The organism is Streptomyces sp. NPDC001843 (assembly GCF_042891955.1).
GTDB lineage: Bacteria > Actinomycetota > Actinomycetes > Streptomycetales > Streptomycetaceae > Streptomyces.
The window spans coordinates 1-15613 of sequence record NZ_JBIATQ010000011.1 but is presented as its reverse complement, the minus strand read 5'-3'; the positions used below and the strand labels follow the sequence as shown (position 1 = coordinate 15613).

Sequence of the window (15613 nt, the reverse complement as noted above, 5' to 3'; positions counted from 1 at the left end):
TTGGGGTACGAAGGGTACGAAGGTCTGCGGGAGCGGTTGGGGTAGGGGCTGGGCTACAGGGGGAGGTCATCCGGCCGGTGCGCTCCCGTCGGGCCGGAGACCGGCAGGGGTTCCGGGGGCGTGCGGGCGGGCCTGGGCCAGGAAGGAGACCGGCTCGGTACGGTCTGTCTCCGCCTGCCCCGAGTGGGCTTCGGCCTCTTCCAGGTGCTGCTGCGCCTCCGCCAGGCCGATCCCCCGTTGGAACGCCGCCATCAGGCCGGGGTCGTGGCCTTCGAGGGTGTCGCCGTCCTGGCGGGGGGCCGGGCCGCCCCGCAGCTGGGGCGCGATGTGCTCCTGCGCACGGCGCCGGGGAAGCTGGGGCTTGCCCATGGTGCCGCGCACCGTGCCGCCGCCGCGCGGGACGGGGGACGCGCCCGTGTTCTCCGCGATGCTGCGTCGCTCGTCGGGCCGGATGCCGGGGGTGGCCCGCGCGGGTGTGGGGCGCGCCTCGTGGGCACCGCGCACCGGCAGCGGTGCCGGCGCGGGTACGGGTGCGCCGTCGTCCGCCCCGGCCGGCCCGCGGTGCGCGTGCCGTCCCGGACCGGTCGGATGCTCCGCGGCGGTGTCCTGGGGACCGGTCTGCCGGACGGCACCGGGCCGCGGCGGCCGCTGGGCGACCGGCGCGGGCGGCGGCACCGGGGTCTGCCCCGTGCCCACGTGTCCCGCGCCCGGCGTGTCGTCCGGTGCGGTGCCCAGGAGTTCCTGGGGCACGACGAGGACGGCCTGCACGCCTCCGTAGATGTTGGTCTGCAGCCGGACGGTGATGCCGTGCCGCCGCGCGAGCTGCGAGACCACGTAGAGGCCGATGCGCCCGTCCGCGAGCAGGCTGGCGACGTTGACCTGGTCGGGGTCGGCGAGCAGGGCGTTCATCCTGGTCTGCTCCTCCACCGGCATGCCGAGGCCGCGGTCCTCGACCTCCACGGCGAGGCCGGAGGTGACGAGGTTGGCGCGGAGCAGCACCTGGGTGTTCGGGGCGGAGAACAGCGTGGCGTTCTCGACGAGTTCGGCCAGCAGGTGGATGACGTCGGCGACGGCGTGGCCGCGCAGCCGGCCGTCGACGGGCGGGACCAACCGGACCCGTGAGTACTGCTCGACCTCGGCGATGGCCGAGCGCAGCACCTCTGTCATGGGGACCGGGTGGCTCCACTGCCGCCGGGAGACGGCGCCGCCGAGCACCGCGAGGTTCTCGGCGTGCCGCCGGACGCGGGTGGCGAGGTGATCGACGTGGAAGAGTCCCTTGAGCAGGTCGGGGTCCTCGATCTCGCTCTCCAGCTCGTCGAGGATCGAGATTTCCCGGTGCACCAGGGACTGCAGCCGCCGGGCGAGGTTGACGAAGACCTCGAGTTTCTGTTCGCTGCCCGCCCGGCTGGAGAGCTGGGCCGCCTGGACGACGGCGGTGACGGCGCCGTCGTGGGCGCGGGCGAGGTCGGCGGCGAGCAGTTCGAGGTCGTCGGCGTCCTTCGGGGGCCCGCCGCGCGTCCCTCGCGGGGGCGGGTTCTCGCCGCTCCGCAGCGACTCGACCAGGGTCCGCAGATCGGCCTCGCCGCGGGCGGCGCTGCGGCGCAGGGCGCCGACCCGGTCGCTCACCGAGCGGGCGGCCCGGTCGGCGGCGACGGCGGCGATCAGGATGCCGGCGACGGTCACCGAGACCGCTCCGGCGAGCACGGCCCACAGGGTGGGGCCGGGGCGGACCGCGGCGGAGCGGACGGTGACCAGGACGGCCGCGCTGGCGCTGAGGGCGACCGCGACGGGCGGCAGCACCGCGAGGCGCAGGAGCTGTGGCCGTATGGGGGTCTCGGGCAGTGCGGGAACGGGGCGGGCGACCGGCCGCCCGTGCCGGCCGCCCTCACGGCGGTCGGCACGCGCGGCCGGTGCGCGGAGGTGAGACATGGGTGTCCTCGTACTGGTCCTCGTACTGGTCCGTCGGGCCCGTCGCGGCCCTGCGTCGTGCAACGGACACTCACCGTAGTCGCCTCTGCATCATGTGCGGTGGGCAGTTGACAAAGTCCCCCGGAGATGGTCCCGCTCTGGTATGAGCTCTCGTACGACAGACCGATAACCCGGCCGGGTGCACCGAAAAGGGCCGCGCATTAACGGTCCAGACTGGTCCAATACGGTCGGGAAGAGACGACGAGGGCCGGGGAGTCCACATGACTCCCCGGCCCTCGCGGATCCGGTGTGCTCAGCCCGCCGGAACGGTCTCCGGGTCCCCTTCGTCCTCGGCCGTGCCGCCGGGGGCGTCACCGGCCGTGTCGGCCTGCGCCCTGGCCGCCGAGTCGGCGGTGGCCTTCACGGCCGCCTCCACGACCACGTCCGGCCAGCCGCCCGCCGGGGCCTGGGCCACCCCGCGCCACCACGGCTGGGACGGTACGGTCTCGGCGGTGGGCTCGAAGGGCTCGCCGGGGCGGGGCAGCGCGGTGCGGGCGCCGGCCGCGCGGGCGGCGGCCACGGTGCCCTCGCCGGGGTCCGACCACGCGTGGGTGGCCAGGTTGAAGGTGGCCCAGTGGATCGGCAGCATCACACCGGATTCGGCCAGGCCGCCCTGCAGGTCGAGGTGGGCGCGCATGCCCTCCTCGGGCGTCATGTGTATGTCGGGCCAGAACTCGCTGTAGGCGCCGATCTGGATCATCGTGGCGTCGAACGGGCCGTGGTCGGCGCCGATGCCCTTGAAGCCGTCGAAGTATCCGGTGTCGCCGCTGTGATAGATCCGGTGCTCGGGGCCGGCGACGGCCCAGGAGGCCCAGAGGGTGTGCTGGGTGTTGCGCAGGCCGCGGCCGCAGAAATGGCGGGCGGGGGTCGCGGTCAGGGTGAGGCCGCCGACCTCGGTCGCCTCGTGCCAGTCCAGCTCCCGCAGCCGGCCCTCGGACACGCCCCACTGTTCGAGGTGGGCGCCGACACCGAGCGGGACGGCGAAGAGGGTGTCCGTCCCGGCCAGCGCCTTGATCGTCGGCATGTCCAGATGGTCGTAGTGGTCGTGGGAGATGACCACGACGTCGACCGGGCCGAGCGCGGCCAGGGGCAGCGGCACCGGGTGCAGCCGCTTGGGTCCGGCGAACGGGAACGGGGAGCATCGCTCGCCCCAGACGGGGTCGAACAGCACGCGCTGTCCGTCGATCTCCGCGAGCACGCTGGAATGCCCCATCCAGGTCAGCCTGAGGCCGGTGGCGGGCGGCTTGGCGAGGTCGGCGACGGTGGTGGGGTGCACCGGAACCGTGCCCTGCGGGGAGCGCCGGGGACGGGTCTCCTTGTCGAAGAAGACCTTCGCGAAGTCCAGGGTGGAACCGGAGGGCCGGGTCCGGGCGGTGCCTCCGGGGTTCTGGAAGACGCCGTCCTTGAAGTGGGGCGATCTGCGGATGCGCGCGAGGCGCTCACCGCCGGGGTCCGCGCCGAAGGCCGCGGGCCGCAGCGCGCGGAGCCCGGAGCTCAGGGAACCCAATCCGGTCACGGTACCTCCAGGTGGAGTCGGCGAGGTCATCCATTATGGTCGGCCGCCCCGGCGACCGGGGACGGCCGGGGTCCGGTTCCGCTTGCCCGCCCACCGGAGCCCCGATACTGTCGGACACTTCCCCCGTACTGACCAGCTGTTCAGTAGCCTCCAGGAGCCCGTATGACGCCCCCCCTGATGTCGTTGGTCTGGACGGACCACGTCACCGGACGCCAGGGTTTCCTGGTCGTCGACCGGCTGGTGCGGGGCGTGGCCAGCGGGGGCCTGCGGATGCGGCCCGGCTGCACCCTCGAGGAGGTGACCGGGCTCGCCCGCGGCATGACGATGAAGGAGGCCCTGCACTACGACCCGGGGAGCCGGTACGTACCGCTGGGCGGCGCCAAGGGAGGCATCGACTGCGATCCGCGGGACCCGGGGGCGTACGGGCTGCTGGTGCGCTACCTGCGTGCGATGCGGCCGTACATCGAGAGCTGCTGGACCACGGGCGAGGACCTCGGTCTCACCCAGGACCTGGTCGACCGGGCGGCGGCCGAGGCGGGGTTGGTGTCGTCCGTGCAGGCCGTGTACCCGCTGCTCGACGACGAGGCGGCGGCCCGGCGGCGGCTGGCGGAGGCCTTCGCCGTCGAGGTGGACGGCATCGGCCTGGACGAACTGGCGGGCGGCTGCGGGGTGGCCGAGTCGGTGCTCGCCGCCCTGGACCGGACCGGGGTGCCCCGCGCGGGGACTCGGGTGGCGGTGCAGGGGCTGGGCACCATGGGCGGGGCGACGGCGCGTTTCCTCGCGCGCGCGGGTCTGCGGATCGTGGCCGTCGCGGACATCAAGGGAACGATCGCGAATCCGGCCGGCCTGGACGTCGAGGCGCTGCTCGCCGCGCGGGACGCGTACGGCACCGTGGACCGCGCCGTGCTGCGGCCCGGCGACCGTGAACTGCCCGGCGGGGCCTGGCTGTCCGCCGAGGCGGAGGTGCTGGTGCCGGCGGCGGTGTCGTACGCGATCGACGCGGCCGACCAGGACCGGATCACCGCACGCTGGATCGTCGAGGCGGCCAACATGCCGGTGCTGCCGGAGGCGGAGGAGGCGCTGTCCGCGCGTGGGGTGACCGTGCTGCCGGACGTGGTGGTCAACTCCGGCACCAACGCCTGGTGGTGGTGGACGCTGTTCGGGGACGTCGGCCCGGACGCGGAGGAGGCGTTCGCCCACATCCGGCGTTCGATGCGCGCCCTGGTCGATCTGATGCTGGCGCGCGCGGAGGCCGAAGGGACGACTCCCCGGGCCGCCGCGCACGCCATCGTGGCCGACCGGCTGCCGGTGATCACGGAACGTTTCGGGTGGTACCGCTGACCGGACGGCCGGACCGTGTCGCTGCGGCGCCCGGGCGACCGATTAGGGTGACCGCGTGGCGAGAGTGCGGTTGAGCGTGGCGGAACGGCGGGGGGAACTGCTGCGGGCCGCCGTCGAGCAGATCGAGGCGCGGGGTGTGGCGGCGGTGCGGATCGCCGACGTGGCCTCGGCGCTCGGCGTGAGCAACGCGCTGGTGCTGTACCACTTCTCGACGAAGGAGAAGCTGGTCGCCGCCGCCTTCGCGCACGCTGCCGAGGGCGATCTGGCGCATCTGCGGGGGCTGCTGGGGCGCCGTACCTCCGCGCTGCGCCGACTGCGGGCCGCCGTGCGCTGGTACGCGCCCACCGGTCAGGCCAAGGGCTGGCGGCTGTGGATCGAGGGCTGGGCGGTGGCGCTGCGCGAGCCCGCCCTGCGGGAGGTCACCCGGGATCTGGACCGGCAGTGGAAGGCGGCGATCGCCGAGGTCATCGCCGAGGGTGTCGACGCGGGAGAGTTCGTCTGCCCGGACCCGGCCGCCGCGGCCCTGCGCCTGACGGCTCTGCTCGACGGCCTCGCCGTCCAGTTGACCTCCTACGCGGGCGCGGTGCCCCGGTCCCGGACCCAGGAGTGGGTCGACGAGGCACTGGCCCGCGAACTGGGGGTGTCACGGGAGGCGTTGACCGGGCGTTAGCGCTCCGGGCGGGGCGGCGCCGCCGGCCCCGCCCGGAGCCCCGGTCAGGCCACCGAGGCGATGCGCGTCCTGATGTCGTCCGGGGACAGCGCGCCCTTGGCCGTCACATGATCGCCGGAGGACTCCCCGCGCAGACGGCGGCCGATCCACGGGACCAGGTACTCGCGGGCCCAGTGCACGTCGTCGCGGCGGATGTCGAGGGCGCCCCGGGCCGGGAGCGGGGGCCAGGGCTGCTCCGGGTCGGCCGGGACCTCGAGGCCGAGCACCTGGCCCGCGCGCAGGGCCACGCGCGTGTGCCCCTCGGGTGAGAGGTGCAGCCGGTCGTGGTCCCAGGCCCGCCGGTCCTGGACGGCCCTCAGGGACCACAGGTCGAGGACGGGACAGCCGTACCGGTCGGCGATGGCCCGGACATGGCCGTTGTACGTGGCGATCTTGCCGCGCAGATGCTTGAGCACGGGCACGCCACGGGTGTCGAAGCCGGTCGTCACCATGACCGTGCCGGCGACGGAGGCGAGCTGTGCCACCGCCAGCTCGAAGCGCTCGGCCACCTCGTCGGGATCGGTGCCGGGGCGGAGGATGTCGTTGCCGCCCGCGCAGAAGGACACCAGGTCCGGGGCGAGTTCGACGGCTCGCGGGAGCTGTTCGGCCACGATCTGGTCGAGCAGCCTGCCGCGTACCGCGAGGTTGGTGTACCTGAAGTCGCCCTCGGGCCGCCGGTCCGCGAGCAGCACCGCGAACCGGTCGGCCCAGCCGACGAACGCCCCGTCGGGGCCAGGGTCGCCCACGCCCTCGGTGAAGCTGTCCCCCACCGCCACGTACGACCCGATCACTGATCTGTTGTCACTCTTCGAATCGTCTGCCACATCGGACCATGATTCACCTTCCGATGTGACCTACGCGACCGTAATAAAGGCTTGACGGGCGGTGAGATAACCCACTTCGCCGACATGCGCCAGACGGGAATACGCCAACACGGGACGCACCGAAGGCCGGACCCGGGGATCGGGGGTCCGGCCTTCGGCGACCTGAGCGGCCCGTGGATCAGGCGACGGCGACGCCGTGCGAGCGGAGGTAGCCGACCGGGTCCACGTCCGAGCCGTAGTTCGGGGTGGTGCGGATCTCGAAGTGCAGGTGCGGGCCGGTCACGTTGCCGGTCGCGCCGGAGAGACCGAGCCGCTGCCCCACCGTCACCGTCTGGCCGGCCGAGACGGAGATGGAGGACAGGTGGCCGTACTGCGCGTAGTGGCCGTCGGCGAGCCTGATCACGACCTGGTTGCCGTAGGCGCCGCCCCAGCCGGCGGAGACGACCGTGCCAGCCCCCACGGCCTTGACCGGGGTGCCGGTCGGGACGACGAAGTCGACGCCCGTGTGGTAGCCGCTGGACCACATGCCGCCCGGCACGTGGTAACCGGTTCCTATGGTGGCGCCCACGACCGGGAGGGTGAAGCCGGTGGAGGCGGCCGACGCCACGGAGGACCGCGTGTCCGAGCGGGTCGCGGACCGGGGCGTGGACTGCGAGGCGGAGGGTCGGGTGGACGTGGCGGACTCGGTGCCGGTGTGCGCGGCCCGCTTGCCGATGCTCAGCTTCAGACCGGGGTGGATCAGCGAGGGATCGCTGCCGACGGCCTCGCGGTTGTCCGCGTAGAGCCGGTGCCAGCCGCCGCTCACGTTCTGCTCGTCGGCGATCTTCGAGAGGTAGTCACCGGCCCGCACCGTGTAGGTGTGCACGCCCGACCGGGCCGCGGAGGTCTCCTTCTGGGCCACCGGCACGGCCTGGACGGCCCCCTTGGGGGCGGACTCCTTGGCGGTGGACGCCGTGGCGGCATGGGCGCCGCCGGCTCCCATGAGGGGCAGGGCCAGCGCGGCGCCGCCGGTTCCGGCGACGGCGATCGAGCGGGTGAAACGCCGGTTCTTGGGACGGCGGTGCTTACCCTTCGCGGGCATGGCGAGTTCCTCTCCGGCGCCTGCGAGGTGAGCTGTCGGGTTCGGACTGGAGCTGCCCGGCCGCGCGCGGCGCGGCTTCACCCCGAGCCGTTCCGGAGACCGGAACAGGCAGTGTTGCCTGGTGGGTCCCCCGCTCCTGCCGTGCACGGGTGAGTGTCTGCGGGCCCCGGGCGGCGGCAGGATTCGGCGTTCCGTCCGGAGTGGTGGCGAAGGTAAGCGAGCGGGGCGCGAACGGACAAGCGAGTGGTTCCCGTCGACCGCGTTTGGCTTGATCCGTTTTGGGTAACCCCTGTCACCCTCCGTGAGCCCCCTCCGGGGTCACTCTTCAATTCCCCGGAAATCCCTACCGATTACGTGGACATGACGCGTGACGGACAGTCATGGATATGACGCTCCTCACGGAACGTACCTCCATGACCCTCTATTTCAGGCCTGGTTACCACAAAGAGCCCAATTGGGGCACAAGCATCAGATGCGGCGCAGGCGGACAACGGCCGCATCCAGATCGCCACGCAGGCGGGTGTCCAGTCCATGGTGCAGCAGCACGGCACCTCGGTGGACTTCGCCCGTTTCGCGGCATTCGTACGACGCCGTCGGATCGAGGCCGCGCAGCCGCACCGCCGGGACCGGCTCGCCGTACCGCTGCGCCTGGAGCCACGCCAGCACGACCGACTCGTCCCCGAGGGTGTACTGCACCGCGCTCAGCCCGCCCTCCGGCGGTCGCAGCCGGTACAGGTCGCCCTGCTGCACGACCGGGCGGATCTCCTTGTACAGCTCCACCCACTGGCGTGCCTCGGCGAGTTCCTCCTCCGTCCACTCAGAGAGGTCGCCGCCGACGCCAAGCACCCCGGCCATGGCGCTCACGAACCGGAAGCGCAGGCTGCTGACCCTCCCGTTGAGCTGGGTGTTCGGACTGTCGGTGACCCAGGCGGCCATCACCCGCGCGGGGTGGATCTGACTGAAGCCGTGCTGGATGGCGAGCCGGTCCAGCGGGTCGGTGTTGTCGGAGGTCCACACCTGGTCCGTGCGGCTCATCACGCCGAGGTCGATCCGGCCGCCGCCGCCCGAGCAGGACTCGAACGCCACACCGGGATGCGCCGCCCGCAGCCGGTCGAGGAGCGCGTAGAAGGCGCGGACGTGGTCCACCCACAGCCGCTGCGGATACGGCTCGCCCGGCCACCCGGCGTCGGTGAAGCAGCGGTTGAAGTCCCACTTCACATAGTCGACGGGGGCGCTGGACAGGAGGCCGTCCAGCTGCTGCCAGAGGTACTCCTGGACGTCCTCGCGGGCGAGGTTGAGGACGAGCTGGTTGCGGAACTCCGTCCGCTCGCGCCCGGATTGGTACTGCACCCAGTCGGGGTGGGCCCGGTACAGGTCACTGTCCGGGTTGACCATCTCCGGTTCGACCCAGATGCCGAACTGCATACCGAGGGCGTGCACATAGTCCGCGAGCGGCTTCAGGCCGTTCGGGAAGCGGTCGGGGTTGGGCGTCCAGTCGCCGAGCCCGGCCCGGTCGCTGGTACGGGCGCCGAACCAGCCGTCGTCGACCACGAACAGCTCGACACCGATCGCGGCGGCCCGCCGGGCGAGGGTCGCCTGCTGCTCCTCGGAGATGTCGAAGGTGGTGGCCTCCCAGGAGTTGAACAGGACGGGCCGGTCCCGGTCCGCGTCCGGGATGACGTGGGCCCGCTGGTAGGCGTGCCAGGCGCGGCTGGCGCCGCCGAAGCCGCCGTCGCTCCACAGGCCCGCGAAGACGGGCGTGGTGTAGGACTCCCCCGGCGCCAGCGTCAGCAGGCCCGAGTCGTCGTAACCGGCGCCGCCGGTGATCTGGACGCGCGCGTCCGGAAGTTGGGAGACCGCGATCCGCCAGGACCCCGACCAGCCGAGGGCGCAGCCGTAGACCTCGCCGTGCTCCTCGCCGGCGTCGGTGTGCAGGGCGACCCAGGGCAGGTGCTGGTGGCCGGTGTGACCGCGGCGGCTGCCGATCACCTTGTCGCCGTACGTGAGCGGGGCGCTGGTCAGCAGGGACTCGGCGGCCCAGCGGCCGTGCAGCTGGGACAGTCGCCAGCCGTCCCGGTCGGGCAGGGTCCAGGTGGCCGCGTCGGCGCGCAGCAGCTCCACACGCGCGTCCCCCTCGTTGCCCACGGTCACCCAGCGCTCGAGGACGTCCCCGCGCATCCGGTAGTGCAGCGTGAGCGACACCCCGTCGTCCCTGAAGCGCAGCCGCAGCTCGTCGCCCTCGGCGTCGTACGCCTCGAAGGCCCACTCGGTGCCGCGCCGCTCGTCGGTGCGCACGGACAGGGCGGGCCGCACGAAACGGGGGCCGCCCTCGACCGGGTACTCCTCGCGGCCGTCGAGCGGGGACTCGAAGGGCCGGTAGCCGGGCAGCGGGCGCACCGCGAGGGCCTCCGCGTCGGCGAGCGCGATGCGCGGGCCCCAATGGAGGTGCAGCAGTTCGTGCTCCTCGGTGAGGTGCAGCGCGTAACCGCTGGTGGGCCCCGTCAGGAGCCAGGTACGACCGTTTTCGGCGATGTCCACCATCGAGGCCTCACAGGTGCCGACAGATCCGCTCAAGCATCAACATCATCACGGGCCGACAGCACCGGAGGCAACGCCTGTGGACAACTCATTGCCCGGGAAAACCGATGTCGTATCGTCGACCGGGTGCCCGCCGGCGAGCCGAGACGGCGGGAGCGACAGCGAGGAGCCCACGTGACGCAGCAGGTCCCGTCGACCGAGCCGGAGCTGACCGGAGTGCGCAACTTCCGGGACGTGGGGGGCATGCCCACGGTGGACGGACGCCGGGTGCGACACGGGGTGCTGTTCCGCAGCGGGCATCTCGCGCACGCCACCGAGCAGGACGCGGCCTTCCTCGCCTCCCTGGGCCTGCACACGATCTTCGACTTCCGCAACGCGGCCGACAAGAAGCTCGAGGGCCCCGACGTCGAGCTGCCCGGTGTGCGCAATGTGAACCTGCCGCTGAGCGACCCGGCGGACGGCGCGGAGTTCTGGAAGCTGGTCCGCGACGGCGACCTCGACCAGTTGCGCGCGATCCTCGCGGACGGCAAGGCGGAGAACCGGATGATCGTCTCCTACCGCAAGATCGTGCGGGAGCGCACCGCGGAGCACTCCAAGGTGCTGCGCGCCCTGGCCGAGGACAGCGTCCCCGCCCTGATGCACTGCGCGGCGGGCAAGGACCGCGCGGGCATCTCCGTGGCCGTGACGCTGCTCGCGGTGGGCGTGGAGCGCGACGCGATCGTCGCCGACTACCTCGAGTCGAACGCGAAGCACCGCCGCTACAAGGTGCGCCGGGGCGGCAGCCCGGACAGCGCGTACACCCCCGAGGTGATGGAGTTGCTCAGTCCGCTCTTCGACGCGCGCGCCGAGTACCTGTCGGCGGCCTTCACGAGCCTGGAGGAGACCTGGGGCGGGGTCGACACCTACCTGGAGCAGGGTCTCGGGGTGACCCCCGAGGTCCGGGAGCGGCTGCGCGAGCGGCTGCTGGACTGACGCCTGCCGGACGGCGGCGGTCAGCCCTTGGCGCCCAGCGCGAACAGCAGGTAGAGGAACGCGGCGAAGAGGTGGCCCACGGCGATGTAGATGATCAGCCGGACCCACAGGGAGCGGGGGAACTTCGTCTCGTAGTCGCTCATGACAGCTCTCCGGTGAGGGGCCCCAGGCACAGTGCGGCCGTGGGGCTCTGCAGCAGGGTGTGGACGAACAGCAGCTCCACCCCGTCGTGGTCCTCGGCGGCGAGGCGGTGCGGGGTGAGCGAGTCGAAGTGCGCGCTGTCGCCGGGCGTCAGCAGGTGCGCGGTGTCGCCGAGGCGCAGTCCGAGTCGGCCCCTCAGCACGTAGAGCCACTCCTCGCCGGGGTGGACCCGCACGATGTCGCCCTGCGTGCCGTACGGCACCCGTACGCGCAGTGCCTGCATCCCGCGCCCGGGGGCGCCGGCCTGGAAGTACGTCCAGCCGCCCGCCCGGGTCGGCTCCATGTCGGCGGCGCGCACGACGGCGTCCCGGTCGGCGACGCTCTCGCCGAGCAGCTCCGAGACCGTCGTACCGTAGATACGGGCGAGCGCGAGCAGCATCGGGAGCGAGGGCTGGCGCCCACCGGTCTCCAGGCGGGAGAGGTGGGCGGGCGAGAGACCCGCGGTGCGGGCCGCGGCCTCCAGGGTGAGGCCGGCGCGCCGGCGCAGGGCGCGCAGTTGCGGCGCCACGGCGGGCAGGTCGTCGCCCTGGCCCGCCGGCGGCGCGGCTTCTGAGGCGTTCATGCCTCCATTCAGCCTCGGTTTTACCTGTGAGGCAATTCCTTTGCCTGTGAGGCAAACCGAGGTCTGCCTGCGGACTTCCCTCTGCTCCTTGTACCCGTGCTAGCCTCGACGAGTATTTTGAACGTGTTCAAGACTGCGGGGATCAGATGACCACACGTTCCACGCCCTCCCACGCCGACGCGCCCGCCGCCGCCCTCGGCCCCCTCGCGCTCATGCTGGGGCTCGTGGCCGCGGTGAGCACGTGGCCCACGCTCACGTTCATGCTGCTGCCCTGGTCGCTCCTCGCCGGAGGACTCGCCGTCACCTTCGGCGCCATGGGGCTGTACTACGCGGGGCGCGGTGTCGGCCGGCTGTGGACCTCCGCCGCAGGCCTGGTCCTCGGAGCGACCGGGCTCGCCGACCTCTTCCTCCTCTTCGTGGTGCTGCCCGGCTAGGGACCGTCAGCGGTTGGCCACCGCCTGCTTGATCAGTGTCTTGCCGAAGTCCCACACCAGGCCGCCGCTGTGCGCGTCGTCCATCACGGCGCTGAAGGCGTCGACGAACCGGTCCACCTCCCGCTCGCCGATGACCAGCGGCGGAATCAGCTTGATGACCTCCAGGTGGTCGCCGGAGACCTGGGTGAGGATCCGGTGCCGCTGGAGCAGCGGGACCACCACCATCTGCGCGAACAGGCCCTTGCGGGCTGCCTGCAGCATGGTCCAGCGGCTGCGCAGCTTCAGGGAACCGGGCCGGCCGAACTCGATGCCGATCATCAGGCCTCGGCCTCGGACGTCGGCGAGCAGCTCGTACTTGTCGATCAGCGCGGTGAGCCGGGATTTGAGCTGCTCACCGGTCGCGCGGGCGTTCGCGACGATCTGCTCGTTCTCCATGACGGACAGCACGGCGAGTCCGGCCGCCATCGCCTGGGCGTTGGACCCGAAGCTCGCCGAGTGGACGAGCACCCGGTCCATGGACGAGTAGACCTTCTTGAAGATCCAGTCCCTGCCGAGGGTCGCGCCGACCGGGACGTAGCCGCCGGACAGTGCCTTGGCCACGCACACCAGGTCGGGCTCGACGCCGTCCTCGTGCTGGTAGGCGTAGAAGTCACCGGTGCGGCCGAGACCGGTCTGCACCTCGTCGGCGATGAGCAGGGCCTTGTGTCTGTGCAGCAGCTCCTGGGCCGCGCGCAGGTAGCCCGGCGGTGCCTCGTGGACGCCCTTGCCCTGGATCGGCTCGACGACCAGGGCGGCGACGTCGCCCTTCTTCAGCTCGCGGGCCAGGGCGTCCAGGTCGCCGAGGGGGACGGCGGTGTCGGGCAGCAGCGGCGCGAAGCCGTCCCGGAAGCCGTTCTCGCCGTTGACCGACAGGGAGCCGGTGGTCAGTCCGTGGAAGGCGTGCTCGCAGTACAGGATCCTGGGTCTTCCGGTGGCGTAGCGGGCGAACTTCAGGGCGGTCTCCACCGCCTCCGTGCCGCTGTTGCCGAAGAACACCCGGTCCAGGTGCGGGCTGTGCGCGAGCAGCCGCTCGGCCAGCAGGCCGGGCAGCGGCTGGCAGTCGAAGCGGGTGAGGTCGGCGAGCGAGGCGTCGAGCACGTCGTGCAGCGCCTTGCGGACGACCGGATGGTGACGGCCGAGGCCCATCACCCCGAACCCGGCGAGCATGTCGAGGTAGTCGTCGCCGTCCGCGTCCCAGAAGTAGGCGCCCTCGGCACGCTCGTAGACCTTGTCGAAGCCGATGGTGTGCAGCATGCGCGGGAGCTGGTGGTTGAGGTGCCTGGTGTGCAGCTCGTAGCGCTCGGCCCCGCGCTCGGCCAGCAGCGCGCCGAGGTCGAACTCCGTGGTCATTAAGGTTTCTCCTGTTTCTGCTCGCCCTGCCCGCCGGCGTCCCTGACCGCCAGGCTCGCGCTGATCCGTCCGGCCACCTCGACCGGTGTGAGGCCGATGTCGGCCAGCACCTCACCGCGCTTGGCGTGCGCCAGGAACTGCTCGGGGATGCCGAACCGCCGTACGGGAACGTCCACGTCCGCGTCGCCGAGGGCCAGGGCCACGGCGGAGCCGACGCCGGCCGCACGGCTGTTGTCCTCGACGACCGCGACCAGCCGGTGTTCGGCGGCGAGCCCGGGCAGCGCCGCGTCGACCGGCTTGACCCAACGGGGGTCCACCACCGTGCAGTCGATGCCGCGCGCCGCGAGCAGGTCGGCCGCCTGGAGGCACACCGGTGCCATGACGCCGACGGCGACGAGGAGTACTTCGGGCCGTTCGGCCCGGTGCAGGACGTCCATGCCCCCGACACGGCCGACGGCCGGGATCTCGGGACCCACCGACTCCTTGGGGAAGCGGACCACGGTCGGCGCGTCGTCGACGGCGACGGCCTCGCGCAGCTGGGCGCGCAGCTGGTCGGCGTCCCGCGGGGCGGCGATTCTCAGACCGGGGACGACCTGGAGGACGGACATGTCCCACATGCCGTTGTGGGAGGGCCCGTCGACGCCGGTGACCCCGGCCCGGTCGAGGACGAAGGTGACCCCGCAGCGGTGCAGGGCCACGTCCATCAGCAGCTGGTCGAAGGCGCGGTTGAGGAAGGTGGCGTACACGGCGACGACCGGGTGCAGTCCCCCGGTCGCCAGGCCCGCCGCGGACACGGCCGCGTGCTGCTCGGCGATGCCGACGTCCCACACCCGGTCGGGGAAGCGTTCGGCGAACTTCCCGAGGCCCACCGGGTGGAGCATGGCCGCCGTGATCGCCACGACGTCCGCCCGCTCCTCACCGATCCGCACGATCTCGTCGCCGAACACCGAGGTCCACGACGGGCCGGCCGACGGCACGAGCGGTGCGCAGGTCAGCGGGTCCATCACGCCGACGGTGTGGAAGTGGTCCTCCTCGTGGGCGAGCGCGGGTTCGTAGCCGCGGCCCTTCTCGGTGAGGCAGTGGACGAGCACGGGCCCGTGGAAGCGTTTGGCGCGGCGCAGCGCCGACTCGACCGCCATGACGTCGTGCCCGTCGATCGGGCCGACGTACTTCAGGCCCAGGTCCTCGAACATGCCCTGCGGGGCGAAGGCGTCCTTGAAGCCCTTCTTCGCGCCGTGCAGGGACTCGTAGACCGTGCTGCCGACCACCGGGGTGCGCAGCAGGACCTCCTTGCCCCAGGCCAGGATCTTCTCGTAGCCGTCGGTGGTGCGCAGGGTGGCCAGGTGGTTGGCGAGGCCGCCGATGGTCGGCGCGTAGGAGCGCTCGTTGTCGTTGACGACGATGATCAGCGACCGGTCCTTGGCGGCCGCGATGTTGTTCAGTGCCTCCCACGCCATGCCGCCGGTGAGCGCGCCGTCGCCGATGACCGCGACCACGTGCCCTCTTCCGCCCTGCACCGCGCGGGCCTTGGCGAGTCCGTCGGCCCAGCCGAGCGCGGTGGAGGCGTGACTGTTCTCGATGACGTCGTGCTCGGACTCCTCACGGGAGGGATAGCCGGACAGGCCGCCCTTGCCGCGCAGCTTGGAGAAGTCCTGACGTCCCGTCAGCAGCTTGTGGACGTAGCTCTGGTGACCGGTGTCCCAGAGGATGCGGTCGACCGGCGACTCGAACACTCTGTGGAGCGCGACGGTGAGTTCCACCACCCCCAGGTTGGGACCCAGGTGTCCGCCGGTTCTGGCCACCGCGTGTACCAGGAACTCGCGTATTTCTTCGGACAGTTCACCGAGTTCCGCCTCGGACAGCGCTTTCAGGTCGCGTGGTTGCCGGATGGTTTCCAGAATCGTCACGATCGGGCCCCCTCTCGGTCCGTACCTTGCTTCGGACTCACTTCATCTGGTCGGCGAGTTTCAGGGCTTCCTCGACGAGGGTCTCCACGATCTTCGACTCCGGGACGGTCTTGATGACCTCGCCCTTGACGAAGATCTGCCCCTTGCCGTTGCCGGAGGCCACACCGAGAT

At 72.1% G+C, this 15613-nt stretch carries 13 protein-coding genes, 1 pseudogene and 1 riboswitch; of the genes and pseudogenes, 4 read left to right on the top strand and 10 right to left on the bottom strand.

The window, feature by feature from the left end:
• Nucleotides 1-66 precede the first annotated feature (66 nt).
• Together ACFYZQ_RS26200 and ACFYZQ_RS26195 are read right to left on the bottom strand one after the other, a co-directional pair.
• On the bottom strand, nucleotides 67-1929 hold the full coding sequence (locus ACFYZQ_RS26200) for a sensor histidine kinase (RefSeq protein WP_389152301.1): 1863 nt from the start codon (nucleotides 1927-1929) through the stop codon (nucleotides 67-69).
• A gap of 292 nt (nucleotides 1930-2221) precedes the next feature.
• Nucleotides 2222-3484, bottom strand: coding sequence for an MBL fold metallo-hydrolase (locus ACFYZQ_RS26195; RefSeq protein WP_389152298.1), 1263 nt, complete (start codon nucleotides 3482-3484; stop codon nucleotides 2222-2224).
• A 162-nt stretch (nucleotides 3485-3646) separates the two neighbouring features.
• Between ACFYZQ_RS26195 and ACFYZQ_RS26190 the strand changes: the two genes are divergently transcribed.
• Nucleotides 3647-4825, top strand: coding sequence for a Glu/Leu/Phe/Val dehydrogenase dimerization domain-containing protein (locus tag ACFYZQ_RS26190; protein ID WP_389152295.1), 1179 nt, complete (start codon nucleotides 3647-3649; stop codon nucleotides 4823-4825).
• A 55-nt stretch (nucleotides 4826-4880) separates the two neighbouring features.
• Nucleotides 4881-5495 (top strand): TetR family transcriptional regulator C-terminal domain-containing protein, encoded by a 615-nt coding sequence (locus ACFYZQ_RS26185; protein WP_389152293.1) that lies wholly within the window; start codon nucleotides 4881-4883, stop codon nucleotides 5493-5495.
• Between the two features lie 44 nt (nucleotides 5496-5539).
• Here the strand turns inward: ACFYZQ_RS26185 and ACFYZQ_RS26180 are convergent, their stop codons facing one another.
• The 3 genes from ACFYZQ_RS26180 to ACFYZQ_RS26170 form a co-directional block, all read right to left on the bottom strand.
• Nucleotides 5540-6325, bottom strand: coding sequence for an SGNH/GDSL hydrolase family protein (locus tag ACFYZQ_RS26180; RefSeq protein ID WP_389152290.1), 786 nt, complete (start codon nucleotides 6323-6325; stop codon nucleotides 5540-5542).
• A 211-nt stretch (nucleotides 6326-6536) separates the two neighbouring features.
• On the bottom strand, nucleotides 6537-7439 hold the full coding sequence (locus ACFYZQ_RS26175; RefSeq protein WP_389152287.1) for a peptidoglycan DD-metalloendopeptidase family protein: 903 nt from the start codon (nucleotides 7437-7439) through the stop codon (nucleotides 6537-6539).
• A gap of 4 nt (nucleotides 7440-7443) precedes the next feature.
• Nucleotides 7444-7601: riboswitch (cyclic di-AMP (ydaO/yuaA leader) on the bottom strand.
• Between the two features lie 306 nt (nucleotides 7602-7907).
• On the bottom strand, nucleotides 7908-9980 hold the full coding sequence (locus tag ACFYZQ_RS26170; RefSeq protein ID WP_389153071.1) for an alpha-galactosidase: 2073 nt from the start codon (nucleotides 9978-9980) through the stop codon (nucleotides 7908-7910).
• A 171-nt stretch (nucleotides 9981-10151) separates the two neighbouring features.
• On the opposite strand from ACFYZQ_RS26170, the gene ACFYZQ_RS26165 reads away from it, so the two are divergent.
• Nucleotides 10152-10949 (top strand): tyrosine-protein phosphatase, encoded by a 798-nt coding sequence (locus tag ACFYZQ_RS26165; RefSeq protein WP_389152285.1) that lies wholly within the window; start codon nucleotides 10152-10154, stop codon nucleotides 10947-10949.
• A gap of 20 nt (nucleotides 10950-10969) precedes the next feature.
• Here ACFYZQ_RS26165 and ACFYZQ_RS26160 read toward each other — a convergent pair whose 3' ends face one another.
• Both ACFYZQ_RS26160 and ACFYZQ_RS26155 read right to left on the bottom strand, forming a co-directional pair.
• The gene (locus ACFYZQ_RS26160) at nucleotides 10970-11092 is read right to left on the bottom strand and encodes a DUF6126 family protein (protein WP_388805857.1); all 123 of its coding nucleotides are present in this window, start codon (nucleotides 11090-11092) and stop codon (nucleotides 10970-10972) included.
• A complete protein-coding gene (locus tag ACFYZQ_RS26155) occupies nucleotides 11089-11712 on the bottom strand; it encodes a helix-turn-helix domain-containing protein (RefSeq protein WP_389152282.1) in 624 nt (207 codons plus the stop codon). The genes ACFYZQ_RS26160 and ACFYZQ_RS26155 overlap by 4 nt, the downstream gene beginning before the upstream one ends.
• Before the next feature lie 146 nt (nucleotides 11713-11858).
• Here ACFYZQ_RS26155 and ACFYZQ_RS26150 point away from each other — a divergent pair, with 146 nt between their 5' ends.
• The gene (locus ACFYZQ_RS26150; RefSeq protein WP_389152279.1) at nucleotides 11859-12146 is read left to right on the top strand and encodes a hypothetical protein; all 288 of its coding nucleotides are present in this window, start codon (nucleotides 11859-11861) and stop codon (nucleotides 12144-12146) included.
• Between the two features lie 6 nt (nucleotides 12147-12152).
• Here the strand turns inward: ACFYZQ_RS26150 and ACFYZQ_RS26145 are convergent, their stop codons facing one another.
• From ACFYZQ_RS26145 to ACFYZQ_RS26135, 3 genes and pseudogenes are all read right to left on the bottom strand, one after another.
• The gene (locus ACFYZQ_RS26145; protein WP_389152276.1) at nucleotides 12153-13535 is read right to left on the bottom strand and encodes an aspartate aminotransferase family protein; all 1383 of its coding nucleotides are present in this window, start codon (nucleotides 13533-13535) and stop codon (nucleotides 12153-12155) included.
• A complete protein-coding gene (gene dxs / locus ACFYZQ_RS26140; RefSeq protein WP_389152273.1) occupies nucleotides 13535-15442 on the bottom strand; it encodes a 1-deoxy-D-xylulose-5-phosphate synthase in 1908 nt (635 codons plus the stop codon). The genes ACFYZQ_RS26145 and dxs overlap by 1 nt, the downstream gene beginning before the upstream one ends.
• A 37-nt stretch (nucleotides 15443-15479) precedes the next feature.
• A pseudogene (locus ACFYZQ_RS26135) lies at nucleotides 15480-15613 on the bottom strand (4-hydroxy-3-methylbut-2-en-1-yl diphosphate synthase); the annotation flags it as partial.